This window comes from Streptomyces sp. NPDC002125 (assembly GCF_053593715.1).
Genome location: NZ_JBSFDD010000042.1, coordinates 34,873 through 52,848, shown reverse-complemented (window position 1 = coordinate 52,848; position 17,976 = coordinate 34,873). Strand labels below are relative to the sequence as shown.

The window sequence follows — 17,976 nt, the reverse complement described above, 5'->3', positions numbered from 1 at the left end:
GTACTGCAGGGGGGACCCTGTGGGAGAGTAGGACGCCGCCGAACAAATATTACGGACTAGCCCCGTGCCCTTGTGGCACGGGGCTTTTCTGCGTTCACGTCCTCTTGCCGTACCCCTGTGCACTGCCGCAAGGATGCTGAGGGTAAGGTCAGGGGGCATCATTGGCACGTTCTTCACAGGAGGCCCCCGGGTGGAGGTCCAGGAGACTCGAGTTCAGACGGACCGAGTACTCACCATCCCCAACATCCTCAGCATGGCTCGTCTCGTCGGCGTACCGCTCTTCCTGTGGCTGATTCTTCGCCCCGTGTTCGGCGGGCCCAACAGTGACGGCTGGGCCCTGCTGGTTCTGATGCTGAGCGGTGTCAGTGACTACCTCGACGGCAAGCTGGCCCGCCGGTGGAACCAGATCAGCAGTCTCGGCCGGCTCCTGGACCCGGCTGCCGACCGCCTCTACATTCTGTCGACGCTCGTCGGACTGACCTGGCGGGAGATCCTGCCGCTCTGGCTGACGGCAGCCCTCCTCGCCCGTGAGCTGATGCTGCTCGTGATGGTGGCAATCCTGCGCCGGCACGGCTATCCGCCGCCCCAGGTGAACTTCCTAGGCAAAGCTGCAACGTTCAACCTGATGTACGCCTTCCCCTTGTTGCTGCTCAGCGACGGAAGTGGTTGGCTTGCTTCGCTGGGCACCATTTTCGGATGGGCGTTCGCTGGATGGGGTACAACGCTCTATTGGTGGGCAGGGATCCTCTACGTGGTCCAGGTCCGCCGTCTGGTCAAGGCGGATGAAGTAGCCGATTAGCTCGTTGACGTGGCGCCGTGCAGAGTCGCAGGCCCGCACCGGATAGGTGTGGAGTTGCCCCGACGGGCGAAGTCGGCTAGACCGTCGTCTCTTCGAGGAGGACGTTTCCGACATGAAGGCCGTCGTGATGGCAGGCGGTGAAGGCACCCGCCTTCGCCCTATGACCTCAAGCATGCCCAAGCCGCTCCTGCCCGTGGCCAACAGGCCGATCATGGAGCATGTGCTGAGGCTGCTCAAACGGCATGGGCTCAACGAAACCGTTGTCACCGTCCAGTTTCTCGCCTCTCTCGTCAAGAATTACTTCGGCGACGGCGAGGAGCTCGGGATGGAGCTCAGCTATGCCAACGAGGAGAAGCCACTCGGTACCGCGGGAAGCGTCAAGAACGCCGAGGAGGCCCTGAAGGACGACACCTTCCTTGTCATTTCCGGTGACGCCCTCACGGACTTCGATCTCACGGACCTCATCGCTTTCCACAAGGAAAAGGGCGCACTCGTCACGGTGTGCCTGACCCGGGTCCCGAATCCTCTGGAGTTCGGGATCACGATCGTGGACGAAGAAGGAAAGGTAGAGCGCTTCCTCGAGAAGCCGACCTGGGGCCAGGTCTTCTCGGACACGGTGAACACGGGCATCTACGTCATGGAGCCCGAGGTCTTCGACTACGTCCAGGCCGACACCTCCGTGGACTGGTCCGGTGACGTTTTCCCGCAGCTCATGAAGGAAGGCAAGCCGATCTTCGGCTATATCGCCGAGGGCTACTGGGAAGATGTGGGCACCCACGAAAGCTATGTGAAGGCCCAGGCCGATGTGCTGGAGCGCAAGGTCGACGTCGAACTGGACGGCTTCGAGATCTCGCCCGGGGTCTGGGTCGCGGAAGGCGCGGACGTCCATGCCGACGCCGTGCTCCGAGGGCCGCTGTACATCGGTGACTACGCGAAGATCGAAGCCGGGGCGGAGATCCGTGAGCACACCGTCGTCGGCTCCAATGTCGTCGTGAAATCCGGCGCGTTCCTGCACCGGGCGGTCGTGCACGACAACGTGTACATCGGTGAGCAGAGCAATCTGCGCGGCTGTGTGATCGGCAAGAACACCGACATCATGCGTGCGTCGCGTGTCGAGGACGGCGCCGTGATCGGCGACGAATGCCTGGTCGGTGAAGAATCGATCATCCAGGGGAACGTCCGGGTCTACCCGTTCAAGACCATCGAGGCCGGCGCCTTCGTCAACACCTCGGTGATCTGGGAGTCGCGCGGCCAGGCGCACCTCTTCGGAGCCCGCGGTGTGACCGGCATCCTGAACGTCGAGATCACCCCGGAGCTCGCCGTCCGGCTCGCCGGCGCGTACGCGACGACTCTGAAGAAGGGCGCGACGGTCACGACCGCGCGTGACCACTCCCGTGGTGCCCGTGCGCTGAAACGAGCGGTCATCTCGGCCCTGCAGGCCAGCGCCATCGACGTCCGCGACCTGGAGAACGTGCCGCTGCCGGTGGCCCGTCAGCAGACCGCACGGGGCAGCGCCGGCGGAATCATGATCCGTACGTCTCCGGGAGTGCCGGACTCGGTCGACATCATGTTCTTCGACGAGCGGGGAGCCGATCTCTCCCAGGCACGCCAGAAGAAGCTGGACCGCGTCTACGCCCGTCAGGAGTTCCGCAGGGCCTTCCCCGGCGAGATCGGAGACCTCCACTTCCCGTCGAGCGTCTACGACTCCTACACCGGCTCCCTGCTCCGCAACGTCGACACGAGCGGTATCGCCGACGCGGGCCTCAAGGTGGTCGTGGACGCCTCCAACGGCAGCGCCGGGCTTGTTCTGCCCAGCCTGCTCGGACGCCTGGGCGTGGACGCCCTCACGATCAACCCGGGACTCGACGAATCCCGGCCCACCGAGTCCGCCGAATCCCGGCGGGCGGGGCTGGTGCGCCTCGGCGAGATCGTGTCGTCCGCACGCGCGGCCTTCGGGGTGCGGTTCGACCCGGTGGGCGAGCGTCTGTCGCTCGTGGACGAGCGGGGCCGCATCATCGAGGACGACCGGGCGCTGCTCGTCATGCTGGACCTCGTGGCCGCCGAGCGCAGGAGCGGCCGGGTCGCCCTGCCCGTGACGACGACCCGCGTCGCCGAGCAGGTCGCGGCCTACCACGGCACGCAGGTCGAGTGGACGACGACGTCCCCGGACGATCTGACGAGGGTGGGCCGTGAGGACACGACCATCTTCGGCGGCGACGGCCGCGGCGGCTTCATCATCCCCGAGTTCAGCAGCGTCTTCGACGGGGCCGCGGCGTTCGTCAGACTCATCGGCCTGGTGGCCAGGACACAGCTCACGCTGAGCCAGATCGACGCCCGCATTCCGCGTGCTCATGTCCTCCGGCGTGACCTCGCCACACCGTGGGCGGTCAAGGGGCTCGTCATGCGGCGGGTCGTCGAGGCAGCGGGCGAGCGCAGCGTGGACACCACCGACGGCGTGCGCGTGGTCGAGACCGACGGCCGCTGGGTCATGGTGCTGCCCGACCGGGCGGAGGCCGTCACCCATCTGTGGGCGGAGGGCCCCGACGACGCCTCCGCGCAGGCACTGCTCGACGAGTGGGCGGCGGTCGTGGACAGCGCGGGCGACTGAGGGCCCTCCCGCAGGCCTCTCGTTCGGGCCTGGCCCGGTCCGAACGAGAGGCCCCGCACGTGCGGGGGCACGCGAGTCCGGCGTGATTCGTGTACGAGGCCCCAGGTCGCCGGTGGCCGGCCCGGCAGCCGGTGTGCCGCCGGTTCCGGGCCGACGGTGGGGCCATTCGGCGGCAGCCGCCATGACGTGCGACGATGTGCGGCATGTCGCAGCCGCCCCCCGATCGGAGTAGCGCCCCGCCGCGTCCTCGCCCCGACGCGTCCATGTCGCTGCTGACCACCGTGATGGAACACAGCCTCGACGAGGGATACGCCGAGGCCTCGGCCCGCCGCAGGTCGGAGGGCGATGCGGGCCTGCCCCGCACACTCAGGGCCAAGCTCGGCCTCGCTGCGGGTCTGGTGCTGGCCGCGTTCGTGGTGACCCTCGGTGCCGCCGAGGCACAGGTCGCGGCACCCGTCGTGGCCAAGGAGCGCGAGGAACTCATCGACCGCGTGAACGCCGAGACCTCCACGGCGGACACGCTGGAGGCCGATGTCGACAAGCTGCGGAACGACGTCAACGAGCGGCAGCGCAAGGCCCTTGAGCGGCACGGCGGGGACCAGGGCGGTCTGGTCGCCCTCCTGTCCGGCGCAACTGCCGTGGAGGGGCCCGGAATCAAGCTCGTCGTGGACGACGCGGAGGACACCGACCAGGGTGGTGGGGGTCCGCGAGAGTCCACCGGCTTCGCCGACACCGGACGGGTGCGCGACCGCGACATGCAGCGCGTGGTCAACGGCCTCTGGCAGTCCGGCGCCGAGGCGGTCGCCATCAACGGGCAGCGGCTGACGGCCCTCTCGGCCATCCGCGCGGCCGGCGACGCCATACTGGTCGACAACAGGCCGCTCGTGCCGCCGTACACGGTGCTCGCGGTGGGGGACGGGAAGCAGCTCGCCACGCAGTTCCGCGACAGCGCGGACGGCCAGTACCTTCAGGCGCTGCACGAGAGTTTCGACATCCGCACCAGCATCTCCGAACAGGAGAAGGTGCGCCTGCCGGCCGCCCCCAGCCTGATCGTACGTACAGCAGAGCCTCAGGCCGCAGACACGGGCAGTGGTGCGGCAGACACAGGGAAGGGCACATCGTGATCGCCGTACTGGGCCTCGTCGTGGGAGTCGTGGTCGGACTGTTGGTCCGGCCCGAAGTGCCGGCGGTGGTCGAGCCCTATCTGCCGATCGCCGTCGTGGCCGCGCTCGACGCCGTCTTCGGCGGCCTGCGGGCCATGCTGGACGGAATCTTCGTGGACAAGGTCTTCGTGGTGTCGTTCCTGTCCAACGTGGTCGTCGCGGCGCTGATCGTCTTCCTCGGTGACAAGCTCGGCGTCGGGGCCCAGCTGTCCACCGGTGTCGTGGTCGTGCTCGGCATCCGGATCTTCTCCAACGCTGCGGCCATCCGCCGCCACGTCTTCCGGGCGTGAGGCCGATGAGCAGCGAACAGAACCACCACAGCGGGGAACCGGCCGGAGCGCTTCCCCCCGAGGCCCCCGGGCCCGAACCGTCACGCCCTGCCCCCGCCGAGGGCGTCTCCGGACGTCAGCGGCTGATGGCGGGACTCTGGCCGCCGAGGGTGAGCAGAGCCCAACTCATCGTGGCGCTCCTGCTGTTCGTCCTCGGCCTCGGTCTTGCCATCCAGGTCAGGTCGAACAGCGACAACAGCGCCCTGCGCGGCGCCCGCCAGGAGGACCTGGTCCGGATCCTCGACGAGCTCGACAACCGCACCCAGCGCCTGGAGGACGAGAAGCAGCGCCTCGACGACCAGCGCACGGAGCTGGAGAACAGCTCCGACCAGGCGGAGGAGGCCCGTAAGCAGACGCTGGAGAAGGAGCGCCAGCTCGGTATCCTGGCAGGTACCGTCGCGGCGCACGGTCCGGGGATCACGCTGACCATCAGCGATCCGAGCGGTGCGGTCGAGGCCGACATGCTCCTCGACACCATCCAGGAGCTGCGTGCCGCGGGTGCCGAGGCGATCGAGATCAACGGTGTCCGGGTGGTCGCCAACACGTACTTCTCCGGGGACGGGGGAGAGTTGAGGGTGGACGGCAAGAAGATCGAGGCTCCGTACGAGTTCAAGGTCATCGGCAAGCCGCAGGACCTGGAACCTGCTCTGAACATCCCCGGCGGCGTGGTGCAGACGCTGGAGAAGGAGCAGGCCACGGCGGAAGTGGCACGCGCCGACGACATCGTGGTGGACGCCTTGCGACCGGCGGAGCAGCCTGACTACGCTCGGTCGTCGCCCCAGTGAGACAGGGGTGTGTGGTGCTCGAAGGACTCGGGCACGAGGTTGCGGGGGGTCGCCGCAACGGATCGGTGACGCGTGGTGGAAACTGTCGGGTGGATACGGACGTTGTGAGGATGTCCGGGTCGGCAGGTGTGTTCGTTCAGGGTTCGTCCTGCCCCACGGGCGGGTCTATTTCGGTCAAGGGGAAACGCCCGTGAAGTTGTTTGCGAAGTTGTTCGGAAAGAGTGCCCGCGAGGACAGCAACGCTGCCCGCCACCGCGCTCCGCGTCAGGGTGCCGAGGAGCAGGGCTCGGAGCGCCCGCTCTTCCGCGATGAGGTGCCGGGAACCGCCGGTGGGACCGGCGCGTCGTCGGTTGACCCCGCCGGTGCAGGACGCATAGGTTTCGGGGAACCATCAACCTCAAGTACGGGTGGAGGGTTCGCCCCCGCTCCGGAGGGCTCGTCCATGCCGGTTTGCAGCAGGTGCGGGCATCGCAATGCCGAGGCCAGCCGATTCTGTTCCAACTGCGGTGCGCCGCTGCGGGGCGGAATTCCCGAGCGCGCCTCAGAGACGACCTCCACCATCTCGATCTCCGGTATCGAGGCGTACGAGGCCGAGGCGACGGGGCAGACGTCCCTTCCCTCGCTCTCCCCGGAGGCCCAGGCCGCGGTCGACGCGCTGCCCGCAGGATCCGCGCTCCTGGTCGTGCGCCGAGGCCCGAACTCGGGCAGCCGCTTCCTGCTGGACGGCGACCTGACGACGGCCGGCCGTCACCCGCAGAGCGACATCTTCCTCGACGACGTGACCGTGTCGCGGCGTCATGTGGAGTTCCGCAGGAGTCCGGACGGTAGTTTCACCGTGGGCGACGTCGGCAGCCTCAACGGCACCTACGTCAACCGTGAGCGCATCGACTCCGTCGCGCTGTCCAACGGCGACGAAGTCCAGATCGGTAAGTACCGGCTGGTCTTCTACGCGAGCCAGCGGGGCGTGTGACCCTTCCCCGGACACCGTCCGGGGGGACCACCAGGAAGGCCCATGCTGCGAACACCGACAGGCGGTGCCGGTCACGGCACCGCCGCCGCGGGCGAGCGCACGATGAGCATCGGCACGGTGCTCCTCCAGCTGCGCGACGAATTTCCCGAAGTCACCATCTCCAAGATCCGCTTCCTGGAGACGGAGGGGCTGATCGAGCCCCAGCGGACGCCGTCGGGCTACCGGAAGTTCGGTCCCGCCGATGTCGAGCGGCTGGCGCAGGTCCTGCGCATGCAGCGGGACCACTACCTGCCCCTCAAGGTCATCCGCGAGCACCTGGAGGCCCTGGCCCGCGGTGAGCAGGTCGCGCTGCCGTCCCAGGGCGCGCAGGGCGAGCTGGGGGACGGCAGCTGGGACCAGGACCCGGGCGCGGCGACAGCGGCCCGTATCGGCCGCTCCGAGCTCCTTGCCGCAGCCGGCGTCACCGAGGAGCAGCTCGACGAGTGGGAGTCCTACGGGCTGGTCGTGCCCGCGTCCGGCGGGAGCTACGGCGCCGAGGCGGTGACCGTGGCCAGGCTCGTGGCCGATCTCGGCCGGTTCGGGCTGGAACCTCGGCACCTCAGGGCCGTCAAGGCAGCTGCGGAGCGTGAGGCCGGGCTGGTCGAGCAGGTGGTCGCACCCCTGCGCAGGCACCGGAATCCGCAGACCAGGGCCCATGCCGAGGCGACCGCCAAGGAGCTCGCAGAACTGTCCGTGAGGCTCCACGCGGCGCTCGTGCAGTCCGCGCTGAAGGTGAGCTTTCACTGACCTTGGAGGAGCCCGACTATCCAAACATGGCGGGCACGTCCTAGGGTTGCTGTGTGAACGAGCTCGACGTTGTGGGTGTCCGGGTGGAAATGCCCTCCAACCAACCGATCGTGCTCCTGCGTGAAGTGGGAGGCGACCGGTACCTCCCTATCTGGATCGGCCCTGGGGAAGCGACCGCGATCGCCTTCGCCCAGCAGGGCATGGCTCCGGCCAGGCCGCTGACCCATGATCTCTTCAAGGATGTGCTCGAGGCCGTGGGCCAGGAGCTCACCGAGGTCCGCATCACGGACCTCAGAGAAGGGGTCTTCTACGCGGAGCTGGTCTTTGCCAGCGGGGTCGAGGTGAGCGCGCGTCCCTCCGACGCCATAGCGCTCGCCCTGCGCACCGGTACGCCGATCTACGGCAGTGACGGAGTGCTGGACGATGCGGGCATCGCCATCCCGGACGAGCAGGAGGACGAGGTGGAGAAGTTCCGCGAGTTCCTCGACCAGATCTCGCCGGAGGACTTCGGTACCAACAGCCAGTGACCCTCCTCGGAGGGGCGGCGTCAGCACATCCGACAAGCCGTTCCCGTAAACCAGTCACGGGAAACCACCCTCAGGGTGATTATCACTCGGCGTGCCGAGTGTGGCGATCGTTGACGCACCCCTGGTGACTGCCTACCTTCGAGATGGCAGGTCAAGGACGGAGGTCGGCGTGAGAAGCAGCGGCGACGGTACGGCTGCGGGTGGGCCGTACCGGCAGCACGGCAGTGCGGCCGACCACTCCATCAGACAGCCGGTTCAGCCGGCGGTGGTGGCAGCGGACGGTGTGGCAGTGGCGGGTGACATCGGCTATCGGGGGCCCACAGCGTGCGCTGCGGCGGGTATCACCTACCGACAGCTGGACTACTGGGCGCGTACGGGGCTCGTCGAGCCGAGCGTACGCCCGGCCTACGGGTCGGGGACGCAGCGGCTGTACAGCTTCCGGGACGTGGTGCTCCTCAAGATCGTGAAGCGGTTCCTGGACACAGGGGTCGCTCTGCAGAACATCCGCACCACTGTCCAGCATCTCAGGGCACGCGGATTCACGGATCTCGAGCGCATGACCCTGATGAGTGACGGGGCGACGGTCTACGAGTGCTCCTCGCCCGACGAGGTCGTGAGCCTGCTCCAGGGGGGCCAGGGCGTCTTCGGGATCGCCGTCGGCGTCGTCTGGCGGGATGTCGACGCGGCGCTCTCCCAGCTCCACGGGGAGCGGGTCGACACCGGGGAGACGCTGATCGGGCACAACCCCGCCGACGAACTGGCACGCCGGCGCAACCGCGCGGTCTGATCCGGCGGAGCAGCAACAGAAGCCCGAACCCGAGCCGCCCCGCCCCGCGCACGCGTCGGGCGGGGCGGTTGTCAGTGGCGTAGGGCACCATCGGTCCATGTGAGAGCCGCGCCCACGATTCTGCATCTGGACATGGATGCCTTCTACGCCTCTGCGGAGCAGGCGGCGAAGCCGAGTCTGCGCGGCAAGCCGGTGGTGGTGGGCGGCCTGGGGATGCGCGGCGTCGTCGCCACCGCTTCGTACGAGGCCCGGCGGCTCGGCGTCCACTCCGCGATGCCGATGGCCCAGGCGCGGAGGCTGGCTCCCAACGCGGCCTATCTGGTCCCGCGCTTCTCGCTCTACCGGACGGTGAGCGACCAGGTGATGGAGTTGCTCGGGCGGCTGTCACCGCTCGTCGAGCCGCTCAGCCTGGACGAGGCCTTCGTCGACCTGGAGGCCGGCGGGGTCGCCGACGACTCGGCCTCCGCCCGTGTGATCGGCGTGGAGCTGCGTACGGTGATCAGGGCCGTCACCGGCCTCAGCGGCTCCGTGGGTCTGGCCGGTTCCAAGATGCTGGCGAAGATCGCCTCCGAGGAGGCCAAGCCCGACGGGCTGATGCTCATCGAGCCCGGCACCGAGCGCGAGCTCCTCGCGCCGATGTCCGTGCGCGTCCTGCCCGGCGTGGGGCCCGCCACAGGCGACCATCTGCGGCGCGCCGGCATGACCGTCGTCAACGACCTCGCGGAGGCGGGGGAGGCCGAGCTGGTGCGCCTGCTGGGCAAGGCGCACGGCGTCGCGCTCCACCGCATGGCCCAGGGGTTCGACGACCGGCCCGTCGTCGCTGAGCGGGACGCCAAGTCCGTATCGGTCGAGGACACCTTCGACGTCGACCTGCACGACCGTGTGCGGGTCAGGACCGAGGTGGAGCGGCTGGCGGACCGGTGTGTGGGGCGGCTGCGCGGGGCCGGGCGCTCCGGGCGCACCGTCGTGCTCAAGGTGCGCCGCTACGACTTCTCCACGCTCACGAGGTCCGAGACTCTGCGGGGCCCCACGGACGACCCCACGGTGGTCAGGGAGGCCGCCGCGAGGCTTCTGGAGGCCGTCGACACCACCGGCGGCGTGCGGCTGCTCGGAGTCGGAGTCACGGGGCTGGCGGACTTCACCCAGGAGGACCTCTTCGCGCAGGCCGCGGAGGCGGAGCACGCGGCGGAGGAGGCCGTGGCATCCGGCACCGCCCCCGGGACGCCCGATGCGGCGGCACGGGAGGCCCCGGAGAGCGAGGAGCGCCCGGCGGCCCGGCGATGGTCCGCCGGGCACGACGTACGGCACGAGGTCCATGGACACGGATGGGTTCAGGGCAGCGGCGTCGGCCGGGTCACGGTGCGCTTCGAGGAGCCATGGACGCCGCCCGGCCGGGTGCGGACGTTCCGTATCGACGATCCGCAGTTGCAGCCGGCCGATCCGCTCCCGCTGGTGCGGGAGCCCGCGGACTACTCCTCCTGGCCGGCCAGCCGTCCGAAGTCGCGGTCCGGGGCGGCGGGCCCTGCCGACGGGGCGGAGTCCAGCCCGTAATGACGGTAGAGCTGGAGTTCCTGTTCGGGGGAGAGATGGCGGCCGACGCCGAAGTCCGGCGCGTCCTTGATCAGGGCCCGGTCGAAGGGGATCAGCAGCGCCCCGTCGACGAATTCGCTCGGCTCCAGCGGGACGAACGCGTCCCTGGTGAAGAGACCGGTACGCACGGCGGCCCATTCGGGTACGCCCGTGGCGTCGTCGAGATACACCTCGTCCACCGTTCCGATCTTGGCACCTTGACGGTCGAAGGCCTTTCGGCCGATCAGGCTGCGCGGATCGATGTCGGTCTGCACGGTGCCTCCCACGGGTCACAACTGCATCAGGGTGGTCGCAACTGCTCCACAGGCACTACGAAAGGACAGATCCGGGGTATCGGCCACTCGAGACGGCGCGCTCCGTCCCCGCTGGTAGGCTGGAACCGGCTGCTGACCCCGTGCGGGAGAGTCCTCCGGAGCGATCCGGAGGCGCCGAAGGAGCAACTCCTCCCCGGAATCTCTCAGGCCCCCGTACCGCACGGACGAGGTCACTCTGGAAAGCAGGGCGGAATCCGTGCGGCACACGCCGCCGCGGGCGCCGCCCTCACCGACGGTGAAAGCCGGTACGCCCCAGGGCGTCCCGGTGAAGCTCTCAGGTCGAGATGACAGATGGGGAGGCCGTACGGGCAGCCACGCCGTGGCGCCCCTCGCAGGTCGTGGCAGACCAGGAGGCCTCCATCATGACCCCCCGTCGCACTCCGCTCTCCCAGCTGGAGCAGGGCATTCCCTTCGAGCAGCGCCACATCGGGCCCGACGCAGGGGCACAGGCGAAGATGCTCGCCCAGGTCGGTTACGGCTCCCTCGACGAGCTCACCGCCGCCGCGGTGCCCGACGTGATCAGGAGCGCCGAGGCGCTGGACCTCCCCGAGGCCCGTACCGAGGCCGAGGTCCTGGCCGAGCTGCGCGTCCTCGCCGACCGCAACCAGGTGCTGGCCCCGATGATCGGGCTCGGCTACTACGGCACGTTCACCCCGCCGGTGATCCTGCGCAACGTCATGGAGAACCCGGCCTGGTACACGGCCTACACGCCGTACCAGCCGGAGATCTCCCAGGGGCGCCTCGAGGCCCTCCTGAACTTTCAGACGATGGTCGCCGACCTCACCGGCCTGCCGACCTCGGGAGCCTCGCTCCTCGACGAGGGCACGGCCGCGGCCGAGGCCATGGCCCTGGCGCGGCGGGTCGGCAAGGTGAAGGAAGGCGTCTTCCTGGTCGACGCCGACACGCTGCCGCAGACCATCGCCGTGATCCGGACCCGCGCCGAACCGACCGGCGTCGAGGTCGTCGTCGCCGACCTCACCGACGGCATCCCGGCCGAGACCGCCGAGCGCGGCGTCTTCGGCGTGCTGCTCCAGTACCCGGGCGCGTCCGGGGCCGTGCGTGACATCAAGCCCGTCATCGACCAGGCGCACGAGCTGGGGGCGATCGTCTCCGTCGCCGCCGACCTGCTGGCCCTGACGCTGCTCACCTCGCCCGGCGAGCTCGGCGCGGACATCGCCGTCGGCACCACCCAGCGCTTCGGCGTCCCGATGGGCTTCGGCGGACCTCACGCCGGCTTCATGGCCGTACGCGAGAAGTTCGCCCGCAGCCTGCCCGGCCGCCTCGTCGGTGTCTCCGTGGACGCGGACGGCGACAAGGCCTACCGCCTGGCGCTGCAGACCCGCGAGCAGCACATCCGCCGCGAGAAGGCCACCAGCAACATCTGCACCGCACAGGTGCTGCTCGCCGTCATGGCCGGCATGTACGCCGTCTACCACGGCCCGGACGGGCTGCGCACAATCGCACAGCGCACCCACCGCTACGCCGCCGTCCTGGCCGAGGGGCTGCGAGCCGCCGGCAACGAGATCGTGCACGACGCGTACTTCGACACCCTCACCGTGCGGGTGCCGGGGACGGCGGCCGACGTCGTCGCCGGTGCGCGTGAGCGCGGGGTCAATGTGCGCCTCGTCGACGCCGACCACGTCTCCGTCGCCTGCGACGAGACCACCACCCGGGCCCGGATCGCCGCGGTCTGGGCGGCCTTCGGCGCCGACGGCGACATCGAGGCACTGGACGCCGAGGCGGCCGACGCCCTGCCCGAGGGGCTGCTGCGCACCGACGCGGTCCTCACCCACCCGGTCTTCCACCAGCACCGCTCCGAGACGGCGATGCTGCGCTACCTGCGCAGGCTCGCCGACCGCGACTACGCGCTGGACCGCGGCATGATCCCGCTGGGCTCCTGCACCATGAAGCTCAACGCGACCGCCGAGATGGAGTCCATCACCTGGCCCGAGTTCGGCGCCCTGCATCCCTTCGCCCCCGCCGAGCAGGCGCAGGGCTTCCTCACCCTCATCCGTGAGCTGGAGGAGCGACTCGCCGAGGTCACGGGTTACGACGCCGTCTCCATCCAGCCCAACGCGGGCTCGCAGGGCGAGTTCGCCGGTCTCCTGGCCGTGCGCGCCTACCACCGTGCCAACGGGGACCACGGCCGTACCGTCTGCCTGATCCCGTCCTCCGCGCACGGCACCAACGCGGCGAGCGCCGTGATGGCCGGGATGAAGGTCGTCGTGGTGAAGACCGCCGAGGACGGGGAGGTCGACATAGAGGATCTCCGGGCCAAGATCGCGCAGTACCGCGACGAGCTCGCCGTCCTGATGATCACCTACCCCTCCACGCACGGGGTCTTCGAGGAGCACGTCGCCGACATCTGCGGCGAGGTGCATGACGCCGGCGGTCAGGTGTACGTCGACGGAGCCAACCTCAACGCCCTGGTCGGCCTCGCCAAGCCGGGCCACTTCGGCGGTGACGTCTCCCACCTGAACCTGCACAAGACCTTCTGCATCCCGCACGGTGGCGGCGGCCCGGGCGTCGGCCCGGTCGGCGTGCGAGCCCACCTGGCGCCGTACCTCCCCAACCACCCCCTCCAGCCCGCCGCGGGCCCGGAGACCGGCGTCGGCCCGATCTCGGCCGCCCCGTGGGGCTCGGCGGGCATCCTGCCCATCTCATGGGCGTACGTACGCCTGATGGGGGGCGAGGGCCTCAAGCGTGCGACGCAGGTCGCCGTACTCGCGGCCAACTACATCGCCAAGCGCCTGGAACCGCACTTCCCGGTCCTCTACAACGGCCCGGCCGGTCTGGTCGCGCACGAGTGCATCGTGGACCTGCGGCCGCTGTCCAAGGAGACCGGCGTCACCATCGACGACATCGCCAAGCGGCTGATCGACTACGGCTTCCACTCGCCGACCATGTCGTTCCCGGTGGCCGGGACGCTAATGATCGAGCCGACCGAGAGCGAGGACCTCGCGGAACTGGACCGGTTCTGCGACACGATGATCGCCATCCGCGGCGAGATCGACAAGGTCGCCTCCGGGGCCTGGAGCGCGGACGACAACCCGCTGCGCAACGCCCCGCACACCGCTGCCTCGCTCGGCGGGGAGTGGACCCACGCCTACAGCCGCGAGGAGGCCGTCTTCCCGGCCGGCGTCACGCCCGCGGACAAGTACTGGCCGCCGGTGCGCCGGATCGACGGCGCGTTCGGTGACCGCAACCTGGTCTGCTCCTGCCCGCCGCTGGAGGAGTACGACCAGTAGGAGCGCGGACACGCGTCGGGGCCGGTGCGGAGAATTCTCCGGGCCGGCCCCCTTGTCTCTGCTGCCCCGGTCAGGCGGCCTTCACCACCCGGTCGCTCTTCAGCGGCCGGTGGGGGGCGATGACCTGCCCGTCCGGGAGCAGCTCGCCGGTGTCCTCGAAGAGCAGGACGCCGTTGCACAGCAGGCTCCATCCCTGTTCCGGGTGGTGGGCCGTCAGGCGTGCGGCTTCCCGGTCGTTGGAGTCGGCGGTCGGGCAGGGTGGCTGGTGCTGGCACATGGATGGGTTCTTTCGCTGCGTCGATTCGAGCGTCCTGCGGCTGGACGATGTGTTCATGGCCGCCCCCGTATCAGTCGGTCCGGTCCCAGTGTTGCCCCACGGGCGTCATTCCGCAGGGATTTCGCGGCAGCTGCTGTTCTCCTCCCATGACGCATCACCCGGCCGGACGGTTCGATCCAACTGGACTGTCCGTTCGGATGGTTCGGGGTGACCTGACCGGACTAGTCCGCACGGGACGTCGATGCGCCCCCGCAGGGAGTCCCGGCGGGGGCGCGTGATGACGCGGGGTCAGGCGGGCGACCCGAGAAGACCGGGGAGCTCGGGCAGGTCCGGCAGGGGCGCGGGGGTGACACGCAGTGTCATGACCGGGAGCAGCTCGGCGACATGATGCGGCCGGTAGGCCGTGATGCCCGGCGGGGCGGGCGCCAGAGGCACCAGCACATCGGTCGGGGCGAGCACCCCGCTGCCGGCGTCCGCCCCGGTGTCGTGGTGCAGCCAGAGGGTGAGCATGTACAGCTCGGGAACCGAGAGCAGGCGCGGCTGGTAGTGCGCCGACGACGACTCGGCCTGGCGCACGGCCAGTTCGGTCGAGAGGAGGTACGGGCCCTCGAAGAAGTGCGAGAAGGTCCAGCCGTCGGCGGTGAGCATGGTGTCCGCGGCGGCGACGGCGCGCTCGCCGTCACGGATCAGGAAGCGCCAGCCTGCCAGGCGGGTGCGCGGAGCTGCCTCGTTCGGGACGATCCGGTCCAGCACATGGACGGGAAGCGGGAGTTCGGGGCTCAGAGATCCCTGGACGGACCTGAGAGCGGGTGTATGGGCCTCGCGGACTGCGGTGGGAGAACCGAGTGCCGCGAGAACGCTGCGCAGTGCGGGCGCGGGTGCCGGTGAAACATGCAGCGGCATAGTGGGTCGCCTCTCACTTCTGAGACACGGTGATGCGTGGGCGGGTGCAGACGGCGCTGTCGGCGTGCGGGGCCAGAGGAAGGCCGGTGACGGGCGGACGGGCCGGTGCGTCAACTCTCTGCCTCGTTCGCAGAGTTTATACGACAAATGTTCACACGATGTTTCGGCTACCTGACCCGCATATTGCGCGCAAGGGGCATCTGAGCCTTTGAATTGCGGAGTTTCTGTGGATTCGGGCCGCTCCGGACCCCTGCCGCCAGGTATTTTCCCGATGCGGCGGTAGGCTGAAACCCGTCGGTGTTTCTACCACGCAACTCGATCGCGTGAACTGCATATGCCCCATGCCTTCGGAATGTGCCTCCGGCGTCGGCCACCAGACTAGTGGCTGTCCGAGGGCCGCGCAGGCGTTACGGATCATCTCGTCGGGGCATTATCGATCGTGATACGAGCGGCCTGTGCCGTGGGCCGCCCACTCGAGGAGGGACCCTTCGATGGGCGAGAAGGTCGTGGCGGGTGCCTTTGCCCCGTCCGATCGGCAGGCGTACCGCGAGAAGCTCACCCGGTGCCTGGCCGGGCTGGAGAGGCTCCTGTCGGAGCGGAGGTTCGATCGGCCCAGGAATCTCATGGGGCTGGAGATCGAGCTGAATCTCGCGGGTTCGGACGGCATGCCGAGGATGCGCAATGCTGAGGTGCTCCAGCGCATCGCCAGCCGGGATTTCCAGACGGAACTGGGGATGTTCAATCTGGAAGTAAACATTCTTCCCCACCGGCTGAGCGGCCGGGTTTTCGATCAGCTCGCCGAGGAGTTGCGCACCGGACTCGCATATGCCCATCGCAAGGCCGCGGAGGTCGACGCGGGGATCGTGATGATCGGCATCCTGCCGACCCTGGGGCGTGATGATCTGGTCTCGGCGAACCTCTCCGACGTGGACCGTTACACGCTCCTCAACGATCAAATGGCGGCGGCCCGCGGCGAGGAATTCACCCTTGATATCGAAGGGGTGGAGCGATTGGTCTCCACCTCTTCCTCGATCGCCCCGGAATCAGCCTGCACCTCCGTGCAGTTGCATCTCCAGGTGACCCCGGACCGCTTCTCCGACGTCTGGAACGCGGCCCAGGCCATCGCGTCCGTACAGATCGCCCTCGGCGCCAACTCTCCCTTCCTGTTCGGCAAGGAGCTCTGGCGGGAGTCGAGGCCGCCGCTGTTCCAGCAGGCCACGGACGTCCGGCCGCCCGAACTCAGGAATCAGGGGGTGCGCCCGAGGACCTGGTTCGGGGAGCGCTGGATCGGATCGGCGTACGAGCTCTTCGAGGAGAATCTGCGCTACTACCCGCCGCTGCTGCCGATCTGCGACGACGAGGACCCGCTGCGCGTCCTCGACGAGGGCGGAGTGCCTGCCCTCGCCGAGCTCGTCCTGCACAACGGCACGGTCTACCGCTGGAACCGCCCGGTCTACGGGCTGGCCGACGGCGTGCCCCATCTGAGGGTGGAGAACCGGGTCCTGCCCGCCGGTCCCACGGTCGTCGACGTGATCGCCAACGCCGCCTTCTACTACGGACTCGTGCGCGCGCTCGCCGACGAGTCCCGGCCCGTGTGGGGCAGGCTGCCCTTCGAGGCGGCCGCCGAGAACTTCGACACCGCCTGCCGCCACGGCATCGACGCGGAGCTGCTCTGGCCGCGCCCCGGCCGCTCCGGCGGCGTGGCGAAGGTGCCCGCCGTCAAGCTCGTACGGGACGAACTGCTGCCGCTCGCCGCCGCGGGGCTGGACGCCTGGAACATCGAGCCCTCGGACAGGGACCGCTACCTCGGCGTGATCGAGGAGCGCTGCCGGCTCCGGGTGAACGGGGCCTCCTGGCAGGTCGACACCTACCACCGGGCGCTGGACGCGGGCCTCGAACGCGAGGGGGCGCTGGCAGCGACCACCCGGCGCTACGGGGAGCTGATGCAGGCGGGCGAGCCGGTGCACACCTGGCCGGTCGGCTTCCCCGCCCCCTGAGCGGGGCCGCCCGGTGTCCCGCCTCCGCGACGCCTTCGGGCAAGCTATGACCCGTAGCCGACGGAAGGTGCACAGGTGGAGGCGGGGCGCGTGGCTGAATCCATTCCTCACGAGGGGGTGTCCCGGCGGACCCTGAGCTCGGAGACGCTGCTCGTGCTGGCTCTCTCGCTCGGGGCCAGCGCGGTGTCCGCCCTGATCAGCTTCATCGGGTCGCTGACGAAACCGGGCGGCCTCAAGGACCAGGCCGCGACGCTGAACGGCTCGTACGCCCCGGGCCGGCCCTGGCTCGACCTGTCCTGGCAGCTCTTCGGCATCGCCACGGCGCTGGTGCCGGTCGCCCTGGTGGCCCATCTGCTCCTGCGGGAGGGCGCGGGTCTGCGGACCCTCGGCCTCGACCGCACCAGGCCCTGGCAGGACCTTGGCCGGGGCACTCTCGTCGCGGCGGGGATCGGCAGCGCCGGGCTGGCGTTCTACCTGGTGGCACGCGCCACCGGATTCAACCTCACGGTGGTGCCGGAGTCGCTGCCCGAGGTGTGGTGGAAGTTCCCCGTCCTGATCCTCTCCGCGCTCCAGAACTCCCTCGTCGAGGAAGTCATCGTCGTCGGCTATCTGCTGCGACGGCTGGGACAGTTGGGATGGACGCCCATGGCCGCGCTGGTGGCGAGCTCCGTGCTGCGCGGCTCGTACCACCTCTACCAGGGGATCGGCGGCTTCATCGGGAACGTGGTCATGGGCGTCGTCTTCGTGCTGCTGTACCGGCGCTGGGGGCGGGTCGGGCCGCTGGTCGTCGCGCACGCCCTGCTCGACATCGGGGCGTTCGTCGGTTACGCCCTGCTCGCGGGGAAGGTGGACTGGCTGCCGACCCCATGAGCAGGACGGGCCCCGCGCGAGCA

The 17,976-nt window shown here is 69.3% G+C and carries 16 protein-coding genes and 1 riboswitch; of the genes, 13 read left to right on the top strand and 3 right to left on the bottom strand.

The window, feature by feature from the left end; all coding sequences use genetic code 11:
- Positions 1-190: 190 nt before the first annotated feature.
- From ACWCQM_RS39025 to ACWCQM_RS38980, 10 genes are all read left to right on the top strand, one after another.
- Complete coding sequence (locus tag ACWCQM_RS39025; RefSeq protein WP_073753992.1) at positions 191-799, top strand: CDP-alcohol phosphatidyltransferase family protein; 609 nt, start codon at positions 191-193, stop codon at positions 797-799.
- A gap of 112 nt (positions 800-911) precedes the next feature.
- Positions 912-3,407, top strand: coding sequence for a sugar phosphate nucleotidyltransferase (locus tag ACWCQM_RS39020; protein WP_450919821.1), 2,496 nt, complete (start codon positions 912-914; stop codon positions 3,405-3,407).
- 203 nt (positions 3,408-3,610) lie between these two features.
- Entirely contained in the window at positions 3,611-4,531 is a 921-nt protein-coding gene (locus tag ACWCQM_RS39015) for a DUF881 domain-containing protein (RefSeq protein ID WP_450919820.1), read from the top strand.
- A complete protein-coding gene (locus tag ACWCQM_RS39010; RefSeq protein WP_003970459.1) occupies positions 4,528-4,860 on the top strand; it encodes a small basic family protein in 333 nt (110 codons plus the stop codon). Before ACWCQM_RS39015 ends, ACWCQM_RS39010 begins: the two co-directional genes overlap by 4 nt.
- 5 nt (positions 4,861-4,865) lie before the next feature.
- Entirely contained in the window at positions 4,866-5,684 is an 819-nt protein-coding gene (locus ACWCQM_RS39005; RefSeq protein WP_450919819.1) for a DUF881 domain-containing protein, read from the top strand.
- A gap of 190 nt (positions 5,685-5,874) precedes the next feature.
- Entirely contained in the window at positions 5,875-6,654 is a 780-nt protein-coding gene (locus ACWCQM_RS39000; protein WP_073753984.1) for an FHA domain-containing protein, read from the top strand.
- A gap of 42 nt (positions 6,655-6,696) precedes the next feature.
- Positions 6,697-7,440, top strand: coding sequence for a transcriptional regulator FtsR (gene ftsR / locus ACWCQM_RS38995; RefSeq protein ID WP_450919818.1), 744 nt, complete (start codon positions 6,697-6,699; stop codon positions 7,438-7,440).
- Between the two features lie 53 nt (positions 7,441-7,493).
- Positions 7,494-7,967 carry a bifunctional nuclease family protein gene (locus ACWCQM_RS38990; RefSeq protein ID WP_006123076.1) on the top strand — a complete coding sequence of 158 codons (474 nt, stop codon included), beginning with the start codon at positions 7,494-7,496 and terminating at the stop codon, positions 7,965-7,967.
- A 169-nt stretch (positions 7,968-8,136) separates the two neighbouring features.
- Entirely contained in the window at positions 8,137-8,754 is a 618-nt protein-coding gene (locus tag ACWCQM_RS38985; protein ID WP_073753980.1) for a MerR family transcriptional regulator, read from the top strand.
- A 99-nt stretch (positions 8,755-8,853) separates the two neighbouring features.
- Positions 8,854-10,305, top strand: a complete 1,452-nt coding sequence (locus tag ACWCQM_RS38980; RefSeq protein ID WP_450919817.1) for a DNA polymerase IV — start codon at positions 8,854-8,856, stop codon at positions 10,303-10,305.
- Here ACWCQM_RS38980 and ACWCQM_RS38975 read toward each other — a convergent pair.
- A complete protein-coding gene (locus tag ACWCQM_RS38975; protein WP_450919816.1) occupies positions 10,224-10,598 on the bottom strand; it encodes a PRC-barrel domain-containing protein in 375 nt (124 codons plus the stop codon). The two genes, ACWCQM_RS38980 and ACWCQM_RS38975, sit on opposite strands and share 82 nt — an antisense overlap.
- Before the next feature lie 133 nt (positions 10,599-10,731).
- Positions 10,732-10,827: riboswitch (glycine riboswitch) on the top strand.
- Between the two features lie 193 nt (positions 10,828-11,020).
- On the opposite strand from ACWCQM_RS38975, the gene gcvP reads away from it, so the two are divergent.
- Positions 11,021-13,906: an aminomethyl-transferring glycine dehydrogenase gene (gene gcvP / locus ACWCQM_RS38970; RefSeq protein ID WP_450919815.1), complete on the top strand. Its 2,886-nt coding sequence runs from the start codon at positions 11,021-11,023 to the stop codon at positions 13,904-13,906.
- Between the two features lie 70 nt (positions 13,907-13,976).
- Here the strand turns inward: gcvP and ACWCQM_RS38965 are convergent, their stop codons facing one another.
- Positions 13,977-14,183, bottom strand: a complete 207-nt coding sequence (locus ACWCQM_RS38965) for a DUF5999 family protein (protein ID WP_450919824.1) — start codon at positions 14,181-14,183, stop codon at positions 13,977-13,979.
- A 288-nt stretch (positions 14,184-14,471) separates the two neighbouring features.
- Positions 14,472-15,086: a hypothetical protein gene (locus ACWCQM_RS38960; RefSeq protein WP_450919814.1), complete on the bottom strand. Its 615-nt coding sequence runs from the start codon at positions 15,084-15,086 to the stop codon at positions 14,472-14,474.
- Positions 15,087-15,577: 491 nt separating this feature from the next.
- On the opposite strand from ACWCQM_RS38960, the gene ACWCQM_RS38955 reads away from it, so the two are divergent.
- Entirely contained in the window at positions 15,578-17,083 is a 1,506-nt protein-coding gene (locus tag ACWCQM_RS38955; RefSeq protein WP_450919813.1) for a glutamate-cysteine ligase family protein, read from the top strand.
- Positions 17,084-17,173: 90 nt separating this feature from the next.
- Positions 17,174-17,953, top strand: a complete 780-nt coding sequence (locus ACWCQM_RS38950) for a CPBP family intramembrane glutamic endopeptidase (RefSeq protein WP_267076943.1) — start codon at positions 17,174-17,176, stop codon at positions 17,951-17,953.
- Positions 17,954-17,976 lie beyond the last annotated feature (23 nt).

What these genes read in the sequence shown, in the direction of transcription:
- ACWCQM_RS39005 (WP_450919819.1), top strand. Translation starts at nt 4,866, where the DNA reads ATGAGCAGCGAACAGAACCACCACAGCGGGGAACCGGCCGGAGCGCTT.
- ACWCQM_RS38955 (WP_450919813.1), top strand. Translation starts at nt 15,578, where the DNA reads ATGGGCGAGAAGGTCGTGGCGGGTGCCTTTGCCCCGTCCGATCGGCAG.
- gcvP (WP_450919815.1), top strand. Translation starts at nt 11,021, where the DNA reads ATGACCCCCCGTCGCACTCCGCTCTCCCAGCTGGAGCAGGGCATTCCC.
- ACWCQM_RS39015 (WP_450919820.1), top strand. Translation starts at nt 3,611, where the DNA reads ATGTCGCAGCCGCCCCCCGATCGGAGTAGCGCCCCGCCGCGTCCTCGC.
- ACWCQM_RS39020 (WP_450919821.1), top strand. Translation starts at nt 912, where the DNA reads ATGAAGGCCGTCGTGATGGCAGGCGGTGAAGGCACCCGCCTTCGCCCT.
- ACWCQM_RS38960 (WP_450919814.1), bottom strand. Translation starts at nt 15,086, where the DNA reads ATGCCGCTGCATGTTTCACCGGCACCCGCGCCCGCACTGCGCAGCGTT.
- ACWCQM_RS38965 (WP_450919824.1), bottom strand. Translation starts at nt 14,183, where the DNA reads ATGTGCCAGCACCAGCCACCCTGCCCGACCGCCGACTCCAACGACCGG.
- ftsR (WP_450919818.1), top strand. Translation starts at nt 6,697, where the DNA reads ATGCTGCGAACACCGACAGGCGGTGCCGGTCACGGCACCGCCGCCGCG.